The sequence below is a fragment of the Hominenteromicrobium sp. genome (assembly GCF_046974225.1).
In the GTDB taxonomy this organism is placed as follows: Bacteria; Bacillota; Clostridia; order Oscillospirales; family Acutalibacteraceae; genus Hominenteromicrobium; species Hominenteromicrobium mulieris.
Map to the genome: position 1 here is coordinate 168,229 of NZ_JBKWAE010000001.1, position 18,209 is coordinate 186,437.

Here is an 18,209-nt window from a genome sequence, read left to right on the forward strand (position 1 = left end):
AAAACAACAAAAAAAGCAAGCGGTACGAAAATTTTTAACAAATTATCTCAGCACAACGCCAATCTTCGCGAGGTTCTCGATGATGGTGTCAACATAGCTTTGCACCTCGTTCTTCGCGAGCGTTTTCTCGTTCGAGGAGAACGTAAAGCGCAGCGTGATGCTCTTGACGACGCCGTTGTAGGAATCGATAAGCGCAACGTTCTTGAGCAGAGGGGTGACGTTCTGCCATGCGGCGGAAAGCGTGCTGTACGTCTGGTCTGCGCCGATGACGAGAGAGAGGTCGATATCGATGCCCGGGAACTTGGACGGCTCCTCATAGTGAATAACGGATGCTGTCATGGAGGAGAGCGTATCCATGTTCAGTTCACCGGCAACGATGACGGCTTTCTTATCGATCTTCGACTGTACGGACGGATGTACGACCGTGATAAAGCCGACGTATATGCCGTCGAGATAGATCTCTGCGGTGTTGCGCGGGTGCTGCCAGTTGTGTTTTGCTTCCGCGATGCGGAACTCAAAGTAACGGTGCTTCAGCTCTTTGCTGATGGAAGCCATGATGTCGCGCAGGCCGAGGTAGAGGTCCTTTTCGCTCTTAGTGCGGCTGTACAGCGCAATGCCGAGGTGCTTCTGCTCATCGCACAGACCGTCTTCGCCGAGGCCGTTGATGACGCGGGCAATCTCGAACACACCGAAATCGTTTGCGTATGCTTTGTTTTCGTTGACGTAGGTGATCATCGTCGGCACCATGGAGCGGCGCAGCACGGTGTGGTCCGGCGTCATGGCGTTGATGACGCGCACGTTGTCCTCAATCTCGATGTTGAGGTCCTTGTACTTCTTCGCGTCGCACCAGATGTAGGAGTGCACTTCGTGCATGCCGTAGCGCTGTACGAGCAGGTCTTTCGTCCAGCGGTCATCATTGTTGCCCGCGGTGCGCATGACCGGCGCCAAAGCTGCCTTTGTGGTCGTAATCTTGAAGTTATCGTAGCCGTAAACACGGGTGATCTCCTCGATGATGTCGGCCTTGATGGTGACATCCTTCGTTGCACGCCAGGACGGCACGTGCGCGGTGAAGACTTCGTTTTCAAGCGTCGGTGCGAAGCCGAGCGCGGAAAGCGTATTCAAAATCTGTTCGTCGGAAATATCGATGCCCGTATAACGGTCTACAAATTTCTTATCGAACGTGATGTCGATTTTGTCGTAGTGGCGGACATAGACGTCCGTCATGGAGGAGATGATCTCCACACCCGGGTCGATCTCGGTGAGCAGCTGCATGAAGTGCTCGATGGCGACGTCGGTCATTTCCGGGTCAAGGGTTTTCTCATAACGCATGGAAGCATCCGTGCGCAAACCGATGCGCGTGGAGGACTTGCGCACGCTTACAGCGTCAAAGTTTGCGGATTCGAGCAGCAGACTGTCCGTGTTATCTTCAATCTCGGAGTTGAGACCGCCCATGATGCCCGCGATGGCGACCGGTTCTTCCTTGGAGCAGATCATCAGCGTGTTTTCGTCGATGCGGCGCTTTGTGCCGTCCAGCGTTTCAAACTCGAACGGAGCGGAGAAGCGCTGCACCTGAATGGAATCGACCTTTGCGCAGTCGAACGCGTGCATCGGCTGGCCGAGCTCGAGCATGAGGTAGTTTGTGAGGTCGGCAAGCAGGTTGATGGCACGCATGCCGCAGTAAAAGAGACGAATGCGCATATCAACCGGGCTGACCTTCTTCGTGATGTTGCGCACCTTGAGGCCCGTGTAGCGGTAGCAGAGCTCTTTATCGCGGATATCGATATCGATGCCCGGCAGAGAAGCGTAGGGGGTGAGATCCATGCGGCTGACCGGCTTTAATTCGCGATTGGTCAGCGCTGCAAATTCGCGCGCGATGCCGTAGTGACCCCAAAGGTCCGGGCGGTTCGTCAGAGACTTATTATCGACCTCGAACACAACGTCCTTTACGCCGTACGCGTCCGTAATCTGTGTGCCGAGCGGCAGGTCATCCGTGATCTCCCACAGTCCGCTGTGGTCGGCGCTGATGCCAAGTTCTTTTTCGGAGCAGCACATGCCGTGCGATTCATAGCCTGCAATTTTTGCGCAGGTGATCTCCATGCCGGAAACGGAGCCGCCTTCGCGGGCAAAGGCAACAAGCATGCCCTCGCGCACGTTTGGTGCGCCGCATACGCAGTCATAAACCTTGTCGCCTGCATCAACCTTCAAGAGGTGCAGTTTTTTGGAATCCGGGTGGTTTTCGATGAAAACGATACGCGCAACAACAACATCTTTGATGTCGCGGCCCATATAATAGATGTCTTCGACCTCTGCAGTGGAAAGCGTGAATTGGTGAATCAGCTTTTCAAGGTCCAGACCGGAAAGATCAACGAAGTCGTTGATCCAGTTCATTGAAATCAGCATTATAACGACTCCTTTTCTTATTCGTGGTTGAACTGCGAGAGCACCTTCAGATTGCCGCTGTTGAGGTCGCGGATATCTTTGATGCCGTAGCGCATCATGGCAAGGCGGGTAAGGCCGAGACCAAACGCGAAGCCGGTGTATTCATCGGGGTCGATGCCGCCGGCGCGCAACACGTTCGGGTGAATCATACCGCACGGGCAAAGCTCAATCCAGCCGGAACCGTGGCAGGTGGAGCAGCCCTTGCCGCCGCAGATGTGGCAGCTGATGTCAAGCTCAAAGCCCGGCTCAACGAACGGGAAGAAGCCCGGGCGCAGGCGAACCTGTACGTCCTGCTTAAAGACCTTAGAAAGCATGGTCTTCATGAAGTAGATGAGGTTCGAAATGGAGATGTCTTTATCAATCATGATGCCTTCCATCTGGAAAAACGTGTTCTCGTGGGAAGCGTCTGTGCTTTCGTTGCGGAAGCAGCGACCCGGGAAGATGGCACGCAGCGGTGCACCGTACTTTTTCATGATGGTGTTCTGCGCGGCCGAGGTGTGGGTCTTCAACAGCTGACCGTTATCGAGATAGTAGGTGTCCTGCATGTCGCGGGCGGGGTGATGCTTCGGAATGTTCAATGCCTCAAAGCAGTTGTAATCCGTTACGACCTCGCGGTAGTCTTCAATCGTAAAGCCCATGGAAGCGAAAATTTCTTCCAGCTCGCGCTGCACGAGCGTGATGGGGTGATAGGAGCCGCAGTCGGTATCCATCGGCAGCGTGACATCATATTGCTCTGCGCTGTTGACAAGGCGGTCTTCCTCCTCCTGCCGGATGCGCTCCACGTGTGCTGTGATGCGTTCGTCGACCTCGCGCTTGAGCGTGTTGATGGTCTGGCCGAATTCTTTTTTCTCCGCGCCGGAAAGGTCTTTAAGGCCCTTTAAAAGCTCGGTGACAGAGCCTTTTTTGCCGAGATACGAAACGCGCAGCTTTTCGATGGATTCGCTGTCGCGCACTTCGGAAAGGTCTGCGTCAAACTTCTGGCGCAGCTCGGAAATGCTTTCTTTGATTCCCATATCAATATATCCTTTCATAAATGATTTCCGTTTTGTACCGAACGGTGAGCATGAAAAAAGCCCGCCCCATGCACAAAACATGGGGCGAGCCGGAACGCTCGCGGTACCACCCAATTTCGGCGCATTGCGCCCTCTGAAAGCCTTTAACGCAGCTACCCGTTGCAGCCTACTTTAATTTCAGCCGCACCGCTCCAAAGAGAACTTCACCTATACTCAATGCAGGTGCGTTTTCAGCCGACGGCGCACCCTCTCTGCCCACGAAAAACAGGCTACTTTTCTTTTTCATCGCGTTTCACTGTTCGGCGTCGTTTGTATCCTCGCGACGCAACACTGTTATTTTAGCATAGAAATTTTCGGTTTTCAAGCCTTTCGCGGGATTTTATGGACAGAGTTTTGAGGTTATCGCACGGTATTCGTAATATTCGATAAAAATTCACAAATTACGCAGTTGAACTTCCGTGTGGGTTATGGTACAATGACAATATTGAATTATGGAAACGGAAGGTAATTTACAGTATGATGACAGATGTGTTTGTGGAATACATGGTGAAAAAGAAGACCGGCAGCAAGGATGTTTTGATGTCGCTCGGCGTGTCGATCCTCGGCGCGATCTTGATTTTTGTCAGCATTTTCCTGACGCCGGTTTCGCCGATGATCCCGTTCCTCGTGATCTGCGGCGTGATTTATGGCGTGTACTACGTCATCTCCTCGCGCAGTCTGGAGTTTGAGTACAGCATCACGAACGGCGACATTGCGGTAGATAAGATCATCAACCGCAGAAGCCGTAAACGTCTCACGTCTTTCGATGCCAAGGCGATTGAAGAGATGGGTAAGTACACGGAGAATGCGCAGAAGTTAAAAGGTAAGCGTGTGGACAAGACCATCTTCGCGGCGGAGACGGACGACGGCAAGGACGCGTGGTACATCATTGCAAAGAGCCGCAAGACCGGCTTGACGCTTCTTGTGTTCTCGCCGGACGAGCGCTGCATCGATGCCATCAAGCCGTTTATGGACAGAAGATTAAAGTTTGAAATCTTCGGCAGAAACTAAATTTCAAAATGTGAAGCGCCCCGTTATCGGAGATTTTCCGGTGACGGGGCGCTTTTCCGTGCGGCGCGAAAATGATTTTAATTTTCACCGCTTCCATAGTTGAAAACCGCACGGGAAAATGATACCATTAAAGCATAGAATGCTACGGAAAAGAGGCAGGTATATGCGGGTATTGACAGCGGCAGAGATCAGAGGGCTGGAGTCGTGCGCGGTGGAATCCGGCGTTTCCATGGAAACGCTTATGGAGAACGCGGGCGCCGAGGTGGCGGCAGCAGTGACAGAGAAAATGGACGTCACAGGCAAGAAAACGGTCATTTTGTGCGGCAAAGGCAACAACGGCGGCGACGGCTTTGTGGCGGCGCGCTTATTGGCGGCCGAGGGCGCAAAGGTGACGGTCGTTTTGATGCAGGGCGCACCGGCCTCCGACCTTGCAAAGCAGGCGTATGACAAAATGGGCCGCGGCATTGAGATCATCATGTACCGCACGGCAGGCGGCGCGGTAGACGCGGCGGACGTCATCATCGATGCGGTGTTCGGCTTCAGCTTTCACGGCCGTCTGCCGAGCGTGATGGAGCCTTTGCTTGCGCGTGCAGCGGAAAATAAAAAAGCGTTTCACATTTCCGTGGATATTCCAAGCGGCGCGGTGTGTGATACCGGCGCGGTGGAGGGCGCGTGCTTTAAGGCAGACCTTACGGTGACGTTTACGGCGATGAAGCCGGCGGGCGTTGTGTACCCGGCAGCGGGCTTCGGCGGCATGACCGTTGTGCGTCAGGTGGGCATCAAGGAGGAGCACCTTGAGATGCTGCCGTGTGACACGGAATCCGTTTTGCTCGGCAACATTTGCCCGCTGTTCCCGAAGCGCGACCCGGAGGGGCACAAGGGCACATACGGGCGGCTTTTAATGATCTGCGGCAGCGTGGGCATGGCAGGTGCGTGCATCATGGCTGCGCGTGCGGCGCTGCGCAGCGGTGTGGGACTTTTGAACATCGCCATTCCGCATGCGCTGTACCCAATCTTGGCTCCCGCCGTGCCGGAGGCAATCTTCACGCTGTATGACCCCACGGAAGCGCCGGGTGAAGCGGTGCTTGATGCTATCGATAAGGCGAGTGCGTGCCTTGTGGGCTGCGGGCTCGGCACGGCGCCGTATGCGGCAAAGCTTGTGGATGCCGTACTTGAAAATGCGCACGGGACGGTCGTTCTGGATGCGGACGCGCTGAATATCCTTGCCAAAACGCCGGAAAAACTACTTGTGCCGCAAGCCCCGGTCATCATCACGCCGCACCCGGGGGAAATGTGCCGTCTAAACGGCCGCACCATGGCAGAGCTGCGTGCCGACCGTTTGCAGACTGCACGTGTCTTTGCGCAGACGTACCGCGTTATCACCGTGCTAAAGGGTGCGGGCACAATTATCGCAGCGCCGAGCGGTGAAACGCGTGTGAACACAACGGGCAACCCCGGCATGGCAAAGGGCGGCAGCGGCGATGTTTTGGCCGGCATCACAGGTGCGTTGTGCGCGCAGAATATGCAGCCGTTTGAAGCGGCATATTCCGCCGTGTGCATTCACGGTGCGGCGGGTGACCTTTGCGCCGAAGCGCTTTCGCAGCATGGTATGTTGCCGACAGACCTCATCGAAAAATTGCCGCAGGTCTTTTTGCAGATTGAGGGCAAATAAATCCTGCGCATTTTGCACGGAACACACAACTTTGTAATAGAATGGAACAGGCGTGTTTAAGCGCCGAAAAAACGGGCAAGAATATAAGTAGCGCCGCGGGCGTTGATGCAAATTCTGTTCGGAGTGTGAAAACCGTGAATGTACACAGAGGCGATATTTACTACGCAGATTTAAGCCCCGTGGTGGGCAGCGAGCAGGGCGGCGTGCGCCCCGTGCTTATTGTGCAGAACGATGTGGGCAACCGGTTCAGTCCCACGGTGATCGCGGCGGCCATCACGAGCCAGCGCGACAAAACAAACCTGCCCACGCACATTGCGCTCCATGCTGAGCGCACCGGCCTGCAAAAGGATTCCATTGTGCTTTTGGAGCAGGTCCGTACCATTGATAAGCACCGTTTAAAAGAAAAAATGGGCAAGCTCGATGACGACGCCATGCAGCGCGTCAACGAAGCCATCGGTATCAGCTTCGGCCTTTACGATACATATAAGTAAAGGCCGAAAAAACCGCGCCGTTTCGGAAAAGCTCCGAGCGGCGCGGTTTGCACTTTATTTGTGTTTTTGTGTGTACCGTTCAAGGTGCAAAAGCAAGACTTCGCGGTCATTCGGAAGCTGGCCGCACAGCACAGCGTCTAAGAGTTTGTTTAGGGCTTCGCCGATTGCTTTGCCCTGAAATCCAAACGCTTGCAGGTCTTTGCCGGTGATTTTGAGTTGGCGCAGAGATAAGCAGAAATCCGCTTTTTGCAGCGCTTCGGCTTCGCTTTTGGCATCCGCAAGCGCTTTGCAACGGCCTTCGATGCACCACGGCGCGTGCGCTAAGCTGTCAGCACGGCTTACGGCGAGCAAGCGGTAGAACTGCTCATAGCCGAGCTTTGCGAGCAGGCGGCGGAACTTTGCCGTGCGCTTCGGAAAAGCGGTATCGTGCAGCAAAACAAGCTCCACGACGTTTTCGCGCGTTTTGTTGTCGCAGTGCAGCGCGCGCAGAGCTTCATCGGTGAACGCGGCGCTTTTCTCCGCGTGCCCGAAAAAGTGGTCATAACCGTCTTCACCCGTCGTGCGGACGGCTTTTTTGCCGACATCGTGAAATAAAATCGCAAGGCAGGCGATGGGGTCATCTGTGCCGATACTTTCGAGCGCGTGCAGCGTGTGCTCCCATACGTCGTACATGTGATATTTGCTGTTTTGCGGCACATCCTGGAGATTTTTGAGCTGCGGCACGGCGCAAAAAAACAACTCCGGCGCGGCACGCAGCGCCTCGACGGCATACGGTGCGCAGACGGTCTTTAAAAGCTCCGTGAAAATACGCTCTTTTGCGACGCGCCCGATCGTTTCATGCAGGTCGTGCACGGCGCGCAGCGTTTCGGGCTCGACCGTAAATCCGAGTACAGCCGCGAAACGAATCGTGCGCATCAGGCGCAGCGCATCTTCCGAAAAGCGCTTGTGCGGGTCGCCCACGCAACGAATGATTTCATTTTTCAGGTCTTCCTGCCCGCCGAACGGGTCAATGATTCCGGTTGCGGGGCTGTAGGCCATGGCGTTGATCGTCAGGTCGCGCCGCGCAAGGTCATCCCGAATATCGGTCGTGAATGCAACGCTGTCCGGGTGGCGGCCGTCTGTGTAATCGCCGTCTACGCGAAACGTCGTTACCTCGTACGGTTCGTGGTCGATGAGCAGTGTCACCGTACCGTGCTTAAGGCCGGTCTCTAAAACGGGAATGTCGGAAAAAAGCTCGATGATTTTTTCCGGCTTTGCCGCGGTCGTGATGTCCCAATCGTGCGGCGTTTTGTGCAGTAAGCTGTCGCGCACGCACCCGCCGACGGCGTAGGCCTCAAAACCGTTTTCGTGTAGGCGGGAGAGGATGAACGCGCACGGCGCGGGGAGAGTAATCTTCAGCCCGCTCATTTTAAAAAGATCGCCGTGTTGCGGGAAAGTGTACCGAAAAGCAGCGAAAACCGCAAACGAAGCGGGATGTTCTTCGTGTTTTCAAAGCGTGTGGCAGCGACGAACTCCGCCAGCGTGTACGTGTCCACGCCTTCGCTGAGCGCCACGGTCACGCGGTTGTTGCGGACATCAAGACCGGTCACAACACCGTATTGCAGCTTGGCCGATTCTGCGTCAGCGACGAGCATCAGCGCGATGACGGGCTTCTTTTTCTTGAGGCTTTTGTAGATTTCTTTGAAAAGATCGGTGTTCGTAAGGCCGGTTTCAAGCTGCAGCTTTTGGCTGCCGAGCGCCGTTTCCATACTGCCCGTAAGGTCTGCGGGGAAGATGAGCGTGTCTTTGTCATCTGCTTTTGCGGGGATAGCGGAAGACGAAATGGGCTGTCCCAAAGAAATACATACAGCCTGCGCGGCGTCGTAACCGATGGGGAGATTCTGATCTAAGCGAAGTTGTGCACTGTTTGCGGCAGCACTGTAATACGTGCTTTTCTGCACGTCTTCAATATTGCGGTCGGTCCAAATGTCCCACACGGTGCCCTTTGCCCAGAAGCCGCCGCACACAAGCAGCAGGCACAGCACAAGCGCCGCAATCTGCCGCGTGATGCGCAATGCTGCGTCGGACGGTGTTTCGCCGCTGTACAATCTGCGCTCATGAGAAACGGATTTGTTTTTCTGTGCGGCGGGCACTTGGCGCTTTACCGGCTTTGCGGCGGGACGAGGAGCCGCCGGTTTTGCCTGCGGCGGCTGTGCGGTTTCGCGTTCCGCTTTGCGCGCGGCAAAGCGTTCGTCGAGCACGGCGGGTTTATCGAAAGTGAGCGTTTCAAAATGCTGCTCACCGGTTTCTTCTTCATCGGGATCTGCGGTGCGCAGCGTCTCATCGCTGAAGACCTGCTTTTTAAAGAGTTCATTTTGTTCGCCCGCGGGCGTTTTGCGCTCGTTGTTCGGTTCCATTTTTGTCTCCTTGTGCTCAAAAAATAGAAATTCAACTAAAAAATCGAAATATAATCGGGATTTCTTTATAAGAATAGCACGTTTGACACTATTTTTCAATATATTAGGGTAGTTTCTGCTTGAAAAAAGCAGCGGATTCGGTTATAATCAAAAATAGACTTTCAGGGGATAACCGAAAGCCGCTTAAAAGATACGAAAAGGATGAAGCATCATGGCACTTTTTAAGGATTGGCAGGATTTTGCAGACAAGAAGTCCGCAGAACCCGGCGCAGAACAGTACTGGACACAATATTTCCTTAGAGAAAGGGATTTTTACGAGAAGCTCCTCAAGGGCGAAGCTCCGAAGAGCGGCACCGTACAGGCACTCGCTGACCACTTCGGCGTGGATATCATCGAAATGACCGGTTACCTTGACGGCATCAACGAGAGTCTCAAGGCGGAAAACGACCTGGAGAACATGACCGCCGAGACGGAGGTTTCCCTTGATTACGAGCCAGAGAAGCTCTATTACAACATGGTCGGCGCAAAGGCCGAGTGGCTGTATAAGCTCCCGCAGTGGGATTCCATTCTCACCGAAGAGAAGCGCAAGGAGCTCTACAAGGCACAGAAGGCTTCCACCACGATCGTAAAGGGTCCGAAGGTCGGCCGCAACGATCCGTGCCCCTGCGGCAGCGGCAAAAAGTACAAGAAGTGCTGCGGCAGATAAGCTGAAAATTCAAGATGCGTCGGGCGTCCGGCGCATTTTTTCATTTTTCGGTAGCCTTTTAGAGTTTTCTATGCTATACTGAAAATACCGAAGCGAAATTCAGCTTTAGCAAAGGAGAACACTTTATGTATTGCAGCTTTTTGTATAACAACAACCGCATCCGCTGAGAAATCAGTCGTTTGAAATTGGGTTAAGAGACCCTAAGTTTGTTATGTCAAAAAGGAGCTATATACATGAAAATTCAAGATAATATTTTAAAATTCTATCTTAAAAACTGCTATTTTATCACCGGCACGGCATATGCCGGAAAATCGACCATGTGCAGCATGTTATCAAAAAAGTACAACATGCTGCACTGCGAAGAAAATTACAACATGGACACGATCTTGTCCGCCGTTGACGAACAGAATCAGCCAAACTTGAATTATTTCAACACGATGCCGAGTTGGCAGCACTACGTTTCCCGCACGCCGAAGGAATTTTATGATTGGTATAACGGCGTCTCGGAAGAAGTAGCGGAATTTGAAGTCGCCGAGCTGATTCGACTTTCGGGCGACAGAAAAGTCATAGTCGATACCAATATCCCGCTTGATACCTTGCATAAAATCGCAGAGCCGAACCACGTGGCGGTGATGCTCTCACCGCAAAGTATGTCTGTTGCATTGTTTTTCAACCGCGGCGATCCGGAAAAGCAGTTTTTGCTGAAAGAGATCGAAAAGTGCTCGAACCCGGAAGCGGCGTTTGAAAATTTCAAAGCGTGTATTGCGTCGGTGAACAGCCCGGAGGTGTATGAAGCTTATCTGCACAGCGGATTTTTCACGCTGATACGGGAAAACACAGAGCGCGATACGCGCGAAGAAGTGCTTCAAAAGCTTGCGGAACATTTTGAATTAAACTGAATTAAACATAGAATAGGCGGGGTGCGGCTGCGGCGGCACCTCGTTTTACAAAAGGAGTACATAAATGAGCTGCGAAAAATTGTATCTCACCGCGCCGGAGATGCTCGAATGCACCGCGCGTGTTGTGAGCTGTACGCCGAACAAAAACGACGGCTATGACCTTGAGACTGACCGCACACCGTTTTTTCCGGAGGGCGGCGGGCAGCTGAGCGACATCGGCACGGTTTACGACCCTATGCAGGGCTTTGTGCCGGTCACGCACTGCTTTGAAGCGAACGGCACGGTGCTGCACCGCACAGGAAAGCCGTTTGCGGTGGGCGAAATCGTCACGCTCAAAGTGGATGCCGCAAAGCGTTTGAAATACACCCAGCAGCACACGGGCGAACACCTGCTTTCGCATGCCTATGACGTGCTGTTCGGCGCGGAAAACGTCGGCTTTCACATGGCGGGAGATGTCGTGACCATCGACCTTGACCATGATTTATCGGATGAGGAGATCGAAGCCGGCGAAAAATACGCCAATGAACTCGTTTGGAAAAACGCGCCCGTGCGTATTTTTAATGTGGACGCTTCCGAGCTTCCGAATCTGCCGCTGCGCAAGAAAAATGAGAAGCTGCACGGCGAAGTACGCATCGTGGAGGTGGAAGACGGTGATCACACCGAAATGTGCACCTGCTGTGGCACGCACTTCATGAGCACCGCACCGGTCGGCCTAATCAAGGTTTTAGAGCATATGCGGTATAAATCCGGCTGCCGCATCACGTTCGCCTGCGGCGTGCTGGCGCTGGAGCACTTCACAAAAGAAAACGCCGAGCTGCGCCGCACCGCCGCTGCGCTTTCCGTAAAGCCGGACGGCGTGTTCGACGCGCTCGCCCGCAAGGAAGAACAGGTGCAGGGCCTGAACCAGAAGCTCCGCGAGAAAAACGCGCAGCTTGCAAAATTGTACAGCGAAAAGCTGCATGCCGAAGCACAGGAGAATTTCATTGCGGCATACCTGCCGGTCGATTTTGACGCATGCAAAACGATTGCAGAAACGCTTTGCGCGGACGATAAATTCTCTGCTGTGCTGTTCTGCAATGAAAGTGACCGTTTGCGCTATATTTGCGCGCGCGGCAAAAACGGCGCGCTCGACTGCCGCGCCGCCGCACAGAAAATCAACGCTTTGCTCGGCGCAAAAGGCGGTGGCAGCCCCGTGACATCGCAAGGCTCCTGCCCCAAAACAGCTGAGACAGAGCAAAAACTTCGCGAGATTTTATCCGAACCGCTACAAAACTTGAATTAAAACAGATAAAACGCAGACTTTCCATAAGCCTGCGTTTTTATGTACGCGGCAGGGGAATTCCCTTGCCGTTCTGGCTCAAAGCTCTGCTTTAATGCGGCTCATCGCGCCTTTTTCCAAGCGTGAGACCTGTGCCTGCGAGATGCCAATCTCCCCGGCGACTTCGGTCTGTGTTTTGCCGTCGATGAACCGCATGGAAAGAATTTTTCGCTCGCGGTCGGTCAGATCGCGAATCGCCTCGCGCATGGCAATTTCCTCCAGCCAGTCGCCGTCCGTCGTGCCGCCTTTCACCTGATCCATAATATAAATGGTGTCGCCGCCGTCGGAAAACACCGGCTCGTAAAGAGACACCGGCTCCACGATGGATTCGAGCGCGATGACGATGTCTTCGGGCGGCAACTCCATGCGCTTTGCGATTTCCGTGATGTTCGGCTCTTTGCCGTTTTCGTTCGTCAGCTGCTCTTTGATCTGCATGGCGCGGTACGCCGTGTCGCGCATGGAACGGCTGACGCGCACGGCGTTGTTGTCGCGCAGAAAGCGTTTCACTTCGCCGGAGATCATCGGCACGCCGTAGGTGGAGAACATTACCTCGTGGCTTGGATCGAAATTATCGATGGCCTTGATGAGCCCGATGCAGCCCACCTGAAAGAGGTCATCCGGGTTTTCGCCGCGGCTTGTAAAGCGCTGGATGACACTGAGCACCAAACGTAAATTGCCGCAAATCAGCTTATCGCGCGCATCTTTATCGCCGTGATGGCTGCGGTCTAAAAGCTCGCGCATCTCGTCATTTTTCAGGGTTTGCAGCTTTGCCGTGTTCACTCCGCAAATCTCCACTTTGCTCTGCGCATACGCATACATAAAAGCACCTCCACAATTTGCAAATTTTGCGGCGCTTGCAAACAGGAGTATGGGCGGTTTTAAGCGGTATAATCAGCTTTAATCAGTTTTGTATGATTTTCGCATAGAAAAAATTGCTCTAAATTAAAAAAAGTGGACATTTCGCGAGCAACATGGTATGATTGGATTATAAGATACGAAACAGCGGTGTTCCATGTACGGATATAAAAGAATATGATTATAAAATGTTATGTAAATTGGATTGTTTTGGAGGGGGAGAGAATGAAAGCTTACAAACGGCTTCTTTCCGGTGTTTTAACAGTGGTGCTTTTGCTTTCCGGCTGCGGTGCAACAGTCACAGCGGGATTATTTAAATCGAAAATCGGGTTCATCGGTGAAACGGGCAAAAACAACATGAAGCTGTACGACGAATTCAAAGACTGGGAGCGGCAGGTGAGCGCGCCGGTTGCCGTTGTGGACGAGGGCATCTATCTGAAACGCAAAGGCGAAGTGCAGCAGCTCAGCTGCGGCAAAAATGATCTTGTATGGGAATCCGAGATCGCGGCGATATACAACGGTCGAATCTATTACGTCGCGCCGAGCTCGACTGTCATGACCACAACGGTAAATTCGGGGTATCAAACGGGTGTAACAAAGGGTTCTACAGCTACTTGGCGTTGTTCCGTGGTTTCGGAAACCTATCCCAAAAGAGAAGATCGCAAGTTGTTGTTTTCTGCTTCGCTGATCAATTTACCCGGCCTTAAAAAATATGATTATAGAGCTTCTGATTCGTTGAACCAAATCCCGAACACCTGCATGGAAATCCCGGATATCCACTATCTCGGCTTTTTCTGGATCGACCGAAAGCTTGCGCTGGCGGATTATGACCATGTGTTCGAGTATAACATGATGATCGACGAGGTGCGGGCTGTGCGCATGGACGAATATCACCTCTACGAAAACGACGTGTGGGCAGAGGTGCGCGACAACGGCGAGACATTATCGCTCGGCAATTATAAAACCGACCGGCGTTGGAGCTTCGGATTGGACGAGCTGAATAACGAATACGCAAAGCAGCTGTATGAGATCTATCAAGAAGAATTATCCGCGGAGCTTGAGAAAGAAAAAGCAGTGAATGAAGCAGTGGGCGCAACGAACTATCTGTGGAGTCCGACTACGCAGCTGCAATTTGATAAGGTCATTGTGGTGAACTCAAAAATTTACTTTTCAGTCGCATACACAAGTACGGATAAAGCGAACAGCTTGCTGCTTTTTGAGTTTGACCCGTGGAACGAAACGCTCACGTATGCGGATTGTATTCCGTTGAATAAGTATATACATAACAGCGCATTGATCCCAGTAATCCAGCCAAGCACAGAATTGAATTATGTAAACTGAATAAATTTATGTAAGTTAAAAAGCGAGCCGTTCTGGTAAAGAGCGGTTCGCCTTTTGTGTGTTGTGTTTAATCTGTCAGAGCGATGATGCGACTAAGTTCGGCAGAAGTTCTGTGCGAGATGGAAATGACGGTGCGGTTTTCCGCTACGCGTTTCAAAGCGGAAAGCACGGCGCGTTCGGTCTCGGCGTCAAGGTTTGCGGTGATCTCATCGAACAGCAGCATGCTCGGTGTGGCTGCTGCAGCTCTTGCGATGGACAAAAGCTGCCACTGACCCTGCGAGAACAGATCATCGGTACAACGCGTGTCGTAGCCTTTTTCCATGCTTTCAATCGTATCCTTGAGCCCGGTGAGCTCCGCCGCAGTGTGCACGGCTTCATCGCTGATTGTGCTGTCATATAGCGTGATCTGATCGCGCACGGTGCCCGGCACCATGTGGAACGTCTGCTCCACGCAGCCGAACAGACGGCGGCGTTCATCGTCGCAGATATCGGCCGCCGGCACGCCGTGAATGAGCACCTCGCCGCTCTGCGGCTTATAAAGACCGAGCAGAAGCTTGAAGATGGTACTCTTGCCGGCGCCGGTGCGGCCGGTCAGCGTGACCTGGTCGCCGTCCATGACTTTAAAGCTCAAGTGATCCAGCACCACGCGCTTATCGTAGCCGAACGTGACATCGCGGAACTCGACAAACGGCACGCTTTCACTTCTTGCGGTGATGGTCTTCGGCTCATGTGTCGGTACGGTATCGGGATTTTCTTCCAGCGCGAAGAACTCGTTGATGCGGTGGATGCCCGCCAACGCGGACTGGATGGTTTGAATCTCCATGCCAAGGCTTTCAACCGGCGTGAAGATCTGCGAAATGTAGTTGATAACGGCAACAGCCGTACCGGCGGACATACCGAACAACGTCAGCACGGTGGTGTTGCCGGAAGCGGAAAGCAGCATGACGACGGCGACGACCACCGCGTTCGTAATGAGGATAACGGGGGAGTAGACGGCATCATAGAAGTTCGTCTTTTCCATAGCACGGTAGCTCTCGTTGATGTACGTGTCATAGCGCTTTTCCATGTACTTCTCTTTGCCGAGGCAGTGAATGGTGCGGATGTTGTGCAGTGTTTCCGGCACATGGCCCGAAGCGCGGCCCACGGCCTTGCGGTTTTCAATCTGCGCTGCCAGCATATTTTTCTGCACGTGGCGCGTGAAGCAGAACAGGAACGGCAGCAAAACGGGCAATACGATTGCCAGACCGCGGTTTTGGAACCAGATAACGACCAGAATACTGATGATTCTGCACGCATCGGCGAACATACTGATGATGCCGGAGGAGAATAGGGTTTCAACGGTATCGACATCGCCGACAAAGCGGGAAACGAGCGTGCCGGGCTCCTGTTTTGTCATGTTGTCGGCGGTAAGGTGTGTAAATTTGTCCATTAAGCTGCTGCGCAGCGCGTGGGTGATTTTCTGGCCGAATACCACGAGCAGACTTTCACGCGCGGATTCTGTGAACCCGGTGAGCGCCAGCATGGCGAAATACAGTAGGATACGTGCGAATGCGGCGTCGGTTCCGGCTGTGATGGAGTCCACAATATCGGCCAAGATCAGCGGCGGGATAAGTGCGAACACAACAGCGCCGATAACGGCCGAAACAATGCCGAGGGAAAGGCCTTTTTGCTTTTTTACGGTGTCAAAGATCACCGTTCTCACTTGCTTTTTGCGCGTCATGTTCGGCACCTCCGTTCTCTGTGGTATGGACTTGCGATGTATACAGGCTTTCGTATTCGGGGACGATTTTCAGCAGCTCTTCGTGTGTGCCGGTCACGGCCTTGCCGTTTTCCATCCAGATCACGCCGTCCATCTCCGGGAAAAGGTATAACCTGTGCGAAATCAAAAGCACGATGCTGTCTTTTGCGAGCGCTTGCAAATTGACGAACGCCTGCTTTTCCGTGTTCTTATCGAGCGCGGAGAACGGATCGTCCAGAATGAGGATCGGCTTATCGTGGCACAGCGTGCGGGCAAACGCAAGGCGCTTTGCCTGACCGCCGGAAAGGTACGCGCCGCCGCTGCCGATGAGCGTATTTTTGCCGTCGGTCATTTCCGCGACCTCCTGCTTCATGCACGCAGAGTTTAAATACGTATCGCTGTTTTTGCTGTCGCCGAGCAGAACGTTGTTTTCCACGCTGTCGTTAAAGAGCTCCGGGTCGTGTCCAAGGTAGCCGATGATGCCCGTGCGCACGCTTTGCTCCATGTTTTGCAGCTCCGCGCCATCCACCGTGATGTGGCCTTCGTACGGATATTCGCACAAAAACGCCTTGCCGAGCGTTGATTTGCCGCATGCGACTGCGCCGGTGATGCCGATGATCTGGCCCTTTTTCGCCGAGAACGAAATATCGTCGAGAATTTTCTTGCCGTCCGGGTATGTAAAGCTCAGGTGCTTGACCTTGAGCGCCTCAACGGGCGTTTTCTTTACTTTGACTTCATCGGTCTCGTTTTCCTCTTCCTGCGGTAGCAGGGGCTTGATGCGGTTCCAAGAGACCTGCGCCTTGTGCACCGCGTTAAAGAGCTTTGCGGCGCTGGAGGATTTTACGGAAAGCTTTACAAAGCATACAAGGAACGTTGTAAACGAAGCAATACTCCATGCTTGCCAGCCGGTACCAAGCACATTCTTCTGGCCGAAATACAAAATAAAGAACACGCCCGCCATAGAGATGATGCGGTAGATCGGCGGCATGGCAGCGTTCCAGATGTTCGCTTTCACGGCTGCTTTTTCATAGCTCGTCAGGTTTTCTTCGTATACGGCCTGACGCTTTTTTTCAAGACCGAAAACGCGATAGGTCATGGCATTTTCTGCACGGTCCAGAGTGGCGGTGCTCAGCCGGCCGGATTGCTCCTTGTACGCCGCGCCGGCTTTTTGAATGACTTTTTTCATCTTTTCCGCTGTAACATACGAGATCGGCGGGAAAAGCATGCACAAAATAGTCAAACGCCAATCATACCACAGCAGCATGCAGAGGTATGCTGTCAGCGCCACGCCGGTGTCGAAAATCTCGGTCGTGAATTTGCGCATGCCCTCCACGCAGTCGTCTACGTCAAGAATGGCCTTCGTCATGATATTGCCTTCGCCTTCTTCGCGCAAACTTGCACGGCTTTTTTTCACAAGGCTGCCGTACAAAGTTTCTTTCATGCGCCGATTCACATTGTTTGCAAAGCGGCGTACGTAAAAGCGCTTCACGTAGCGTGAGATCTGCACGACCGCCGTGACGACCGCAAAGCGGATGACGAGCATCAGCATGCCGGAAAACTGTCCGGTGCCGTTTAAAATCTCTACAAGGTACCCGGTCATCGTGCCCTCAAACCACGGTCCGGTCAAAAGTCCGATGTTGTAGATCAGGCCGGAGACTGTGACAATCAGCAGTGCTCTCCACTCTGCCTTAAAGTAAGAGAGGACACGATTCGGTTGAAACTCCGCAGACTTCCTATTTGTCTTCATTCTGAGCCTCTTTCTCTTTTACGCGCTGTGCGACATGCAGAAAACCTGCGCGGCGTTCTTCCTTGGATTTTAAATAGAGGGTGTTCAGTATTTTGCAGAACACCTCTTTTTCGTCGTCAGGCAGGCCGTCGAGCAGCCACTCGTAAAACAAACCCTCAATTTCCGCCTTGGAGTTGCGGAGCGCTTCGGCTTTTTCAGTGGGGTAGAGCAGCTGACTTCTGCCGTCCAGAGGATTCGGCTCGCGGGTGAGGTAGCCCTTTTCCTCCAGCCGCGCCACGCGACGCGCCGTTGCGCCCTTGTCGATCTTCAGCGCTTCCCACATTTCTTTTTGTGTTGTGCCGGGATTATGCCGTACAAAGTGGATCACATCCATTTCCGCTGTGCCTATGCCGTCTTCTTTCATCGTCTGCACCGTAAACCGATTGGCTTCACGGGCGATCTTGGTTATCTTGCGCTCTGTGTTGTCCATAGAGCTGTGCCTCCGTTTCAGATAAAAGCGTTTAGTTGTATGTTCAACTAAAATAGAGGATAGCACAACTAAAAC

At 53.2% G+C, this 18,209-nt stretch carries 15 protein-coding genes and 1 other annotated feature; of the genes, 7 read left to right on the top strand and 8 right to left on the bottom strand.

The window, feature by feature from the left end:
• Positions 1 to 42: 42 nt before the first annotated feature.
• A complete protein-coding gene (pheT, locus tag ACLTX1_RS00860) occupies positions 43 to 2,400 on the bottom strand; it encodes a phenylalanine--tRNA ligase subunit beta (RefSeq protein WP_343284999.1) in 2,358 nt (785 codons plus the stop codon).
• Positions 2,401 to 2,417: 17 nt separating this feature from the next.
• On the bottom strand, positions 2,418 to 3,452 hold the full coding sequence (pheS, locus tag ACLTX1_RS00865) for a phenylalanine--tRNA ligase subunit alpha (protein WP_176820284.1): 1,035 nt from the start codon (positions 3,450 to 3,452) through the stop codon (positions 2,418 to 2,420).
• A gap of 77 nt (positions 3,453 to 3,529) precedes the next feature.
• Positions 3,530 to 3,747 (bottom strand) — a binding site (T-box leader).
• Between the two features lie 221 nt (positions 3,748 to 3,968).
• Here pheS and ACLTX1_RS00870 point away from each other — a divergent pair.
• The 3 genes from ACLTX1_RS00870 (at position 3,969) to ACLTX1_RS00880 (ending at position 6,665) form a co-directional block, all read left to right on the top strand.
• A complete protein-coding gene (locus tag ACLTX1_RS00870) occupies positions 3,969 to 4,502 on the top strand; it encodes a DUF6106 family protein (RefSeq protein ID WP_308450034.1) in 534 nt (177 codons plus the stop codon).
• A gap of 163 nt (positions 4,503 to 4,665) precedes the next feature.
• Positions 4,666 to 6,174 (top strand): NAD(P)H-hydrate dehydratase, encoded by a 1,509-nt coding sequence (locus ACLTX1_RS00875; protein WP_308450035.1) that lies wholly within the window; start codon positions 4,666 to 4,668, stop codon positions 6,172 to 6,174.
• A 134-nt stretch (positions 6,175 to 6,308) separates the two neighbouring features.
• Complete coding sequence (locus ACLTX1_RS00880; protein ID WP_176820281.1) at positions 6,309 to 6,665, top strand: type II toxin-antitoxin system PemK/MazF family toxin; 357 nt, start codon at positions 6,309 to 6,311, stop codon at positions 6,663 to 6,665.
• 54 nt (positions 6,666 to 6,719) lie between these two features.
• Here the strand turns inward: ACLTX1_RS00880 and ACLTX1_RS00885 are convergent, their stop codons facing one another.
• Both ACLTX1_RS00885 and ACLTX1_RS00890 read right to left on the bottom strand, forming a co-directional pair.
• Positions 6,720 to 8,072, bottom strand: a complete 1,353-nt coding sequence (locus tag ACLTX1_RS00885) for a CCA tRNA nucleotidyltransferase (protein WP_308450036.1) — start codon at positions 8,070 to 8,072, stop codon at positions 6,720 to 6,722.
• Positions 8,069 to 9,061: a hypothetical protein gene (locus ACLTX1_RS00890; protein WP_308450037.1), complete on the bottom strand. Its 993-nt coding sequence runs from the start codon at positions 9,059 to 9,061 to the stop codon at positions 8,069 to 8,071. The genes ACLTX1_RS00885 and ACLTX1_RS00890 overlap by 4 nt, the downstream gene beginning before the upstream one ends.
• Positions 9,062 to 9,272: 211 nt before the next feature.
• Here ACLTX1_RS00890 and ACLTX1_RS00895 point away from each other — a divergent pair, with 211 nt between their 5' ends.
• The 3 genes from ACLTX1_RS00895 (at position 9,273) to ACLTX1_RS00905 (ending at position 11,948) form a co-directional block, all read left to right on the top strand.
• Positions 9,273 to 9,767, top strand: a complete 495-nt coding sequence (locus ACLTX1_RS00895; RefSeq protein ID WP_308450038.1) for an SEC-C metal-binding domain-containing protein — start codon at positions 9,273 to 9,275, stop codon at positions 9,765 to 9,767.
• Between the two features lie 233 nt (positions 9,768 to 10,000).
• Positions 10,001 to 10,666 carry a hypothetical protein gene (locus tag ACLTX1_RS00900; protein WP_308450039.1) on the top strand — a complete coding sequence of 222 codons (666 nt, stop codon included), beginning with the start codon at positions 10,001 to 10,003 and terminating at the stop codon, positions 10,664 to 10,666.
• A 64-nt stretch (positions 10,667 to 10,730) separates the two neighbouring features.
• Positions 10,731 to 11,948, top strand: a complete 1,218-nt coding sequence (locus tag ACLTX1_RS00905) for an alanyl-tRNA editing protein (RefSeq protein WP_308450040.1) — start codon at positions 10,731 to 10,733, stop codon at positions 11,946 to 11,948.
• 75 nt (positions 11,949 to 12,023) lie between these two features.
• On the opposite strand, the gene sigG is transcribed toward ACLTX1_RS00905, so the two are convergent.
• On the bottom strand, positions 12,024 to 12,803 hold the full coding sequence (gene sigG, locus ACLTX1_RS00910) for an RNA polymerase sporulation sigma factor SigG (protein WP_176820275.1): 780 nt from the start codon (positions 12,801 to 12,803) through the stop codon (positions 12,024 to 12,026).
• Between the two features lie 261 nt (positions 12,804 to 13,064).
• Here sigG and ACLTX1_RS00915 point away from each other — a divergent pair, with 261 nt between their 5' ends.
• Positions 13,065 to 14,180 (top strand): hypothetical protein, encoded by a 1,116-nt coding sequence (locus ACLTX1_RS00915; RefSeq protein WP_412263659.1) that lies wholly within the window; start codon positions 13,065 to 13,067, stop codon positions 14,178 to 14,180.
• 67 nt (positions 14,181 to 14,247) lie between these two features.
• On the opposite strand, the gene ACLTX1_RS00920 is transcribed toward ACLTX1_RS00915, so the two are convergent.
• Genes ACLTX1_RS00920 through ACLTX1_RS00930 form a run of 3 tightly spaced genes read right to left on the bottom strand, consistent with a single transcriptional unit; the run spans position 14,248 to position 18,134 of the window.
• A complete protein-coding gene (locus ACLTX1_RS00920) occupies positions 14,248 to 15,900 on the bottom strand; it encodes an ABC transporter ATP-binding protein (RefSeq protein ID WP_412263661.1) in 1,653 nt (550 codons plus the stop codon).
• Complete coding sequence (locus ACLTX1_RS00925; protein WP_412330344.1) at positions 15,863 to 17,665, bottom strand: ABC transporter ATP-binding protein; 1,803 nt, start codon at positions 17,663 to 17,665, stop codon at positions 15,863 to 15,865. Before ACLTX1_RS00925 ends, ACLTX1_RS00920 begins: the two co-directional genes overlap by 38 nt.
• Positions 17,652 to 18,134, bottom strand: a complete 483-nt coding sequence (locus ACLTX1_RS00930) for a MarR family winged helix-turn-helix transcriptional regulator (protein WP_343285003.1) — start codon at positions 18,132 to 18,134, stop codon at positions 17,652 to 17,654. Before ACLTX1_RS00930 ends, ACLTX1_RS00925 begins: the two co-directional genes overlap by 14 nt.
• Between the last annotated feature and the right edge of the window lie 75 nt (positions 18,135 to 18,209).

Bases quoted from the DNA above. Each gene is read 5' to 3' on its own strand.
- pheT (WP_343284999.1), bottom strand. From the start codon at position 2,400: ATGCTGATTTCAATGAACTGGATCAACGACTTCGTTGATCTTTCCGGT.
- pheS (WP_176820284.1), bottom strand. From the start codon at position 3,452: ATGGGAATCAAAGAAAGCATTTCCGAGCTGCGCCAGAAGTTTGACGCA.
- ACLTX1_RS00870 (WP_308450034.1), top strand. From the start codon at position 3,969: ATGATGACAGATGTGTTTGTGGAATACATGGTGAAAAAGAAGACCGGC.
- ACLTX1_RS00875 (WP_308450035.1), top strand. From the start codon at position 4,666: ATGCGGGTATTGACAGCGGCAGAGATCAGAGGGCTGGAGTCGTGCGCG.
- ACLTX1_RS00885 (WP_308450036.1), bottom strand. From the start codon at position 8,072: ATGAGCGGGCTGAAGATTACTCTCCCCGCGCCGTGCGCGTTCATCCTC.
- ACLTX1_RS00890 (WP_308450037.1), bottom strand. From the start codon at position 9,061: ATGGAACCGAACAACGAGCGCAAAACGCCCGCGGGCGAACAAAATGAA.
- ACLTX1_RS00895 (WP_308450038.1), top strand. From the start codon at position 9,273: ATGGCACTTTTTAAGGATTGGCAGGATTTTGCAGACAAGAAGTCCGCA.
- ACLTX1_RS00900 (WP_308450039.1), top strand. From the start codon at position 10,001: ATGAAAATTCAAGATAATATTTTAAAATTCTATCTTAAAAACTGCTAT.
- ACLTX1_RS00905 (WP_308450040.1), top strand. From the start codon at position 10,731: ATGAGCTGCGAAAAATTGTATCTCACCGCGCCGGAGATGCTCGAATGC.
- sigG (WP_176820275.1), bottom strand. From the start codon at position 12,803: ATGTATGCGTATGCGCAGAGCAAAGTGGAGATTTGCGGAGTGAACACG.
- ACLTX1_RS00915 (WP_412263659.1), top strand. From the start codon at position 13,065: ATGAAAGCTTACAAACGGCTTCTTTCCGGTGTTTTAACAGTGGTGCTT.
- ACLTX1_RS00920 (WP_412263661.1), bottom strand. From the start codon at position 15,900: ATGACGCGCAAAAAGCAAGTGAGAACGGTGATCTTTGACACCGTAAAA.
- ACLTX1_RS00925 (WP_412330344.1), bottom strand. From the start codon at position 17,665: ATGAAGACAAATAGGAAGTCTGCGGAGTTTCAACCGAATCGTGTCCTC.
- ACLTX1_RS00930 (WP_343285003.1), bottom strand. From the start codon at position 18,134: ATGGACAACACAGAGCGCAAGATAACCAAGATCGCCCGTGAAGCCAAT.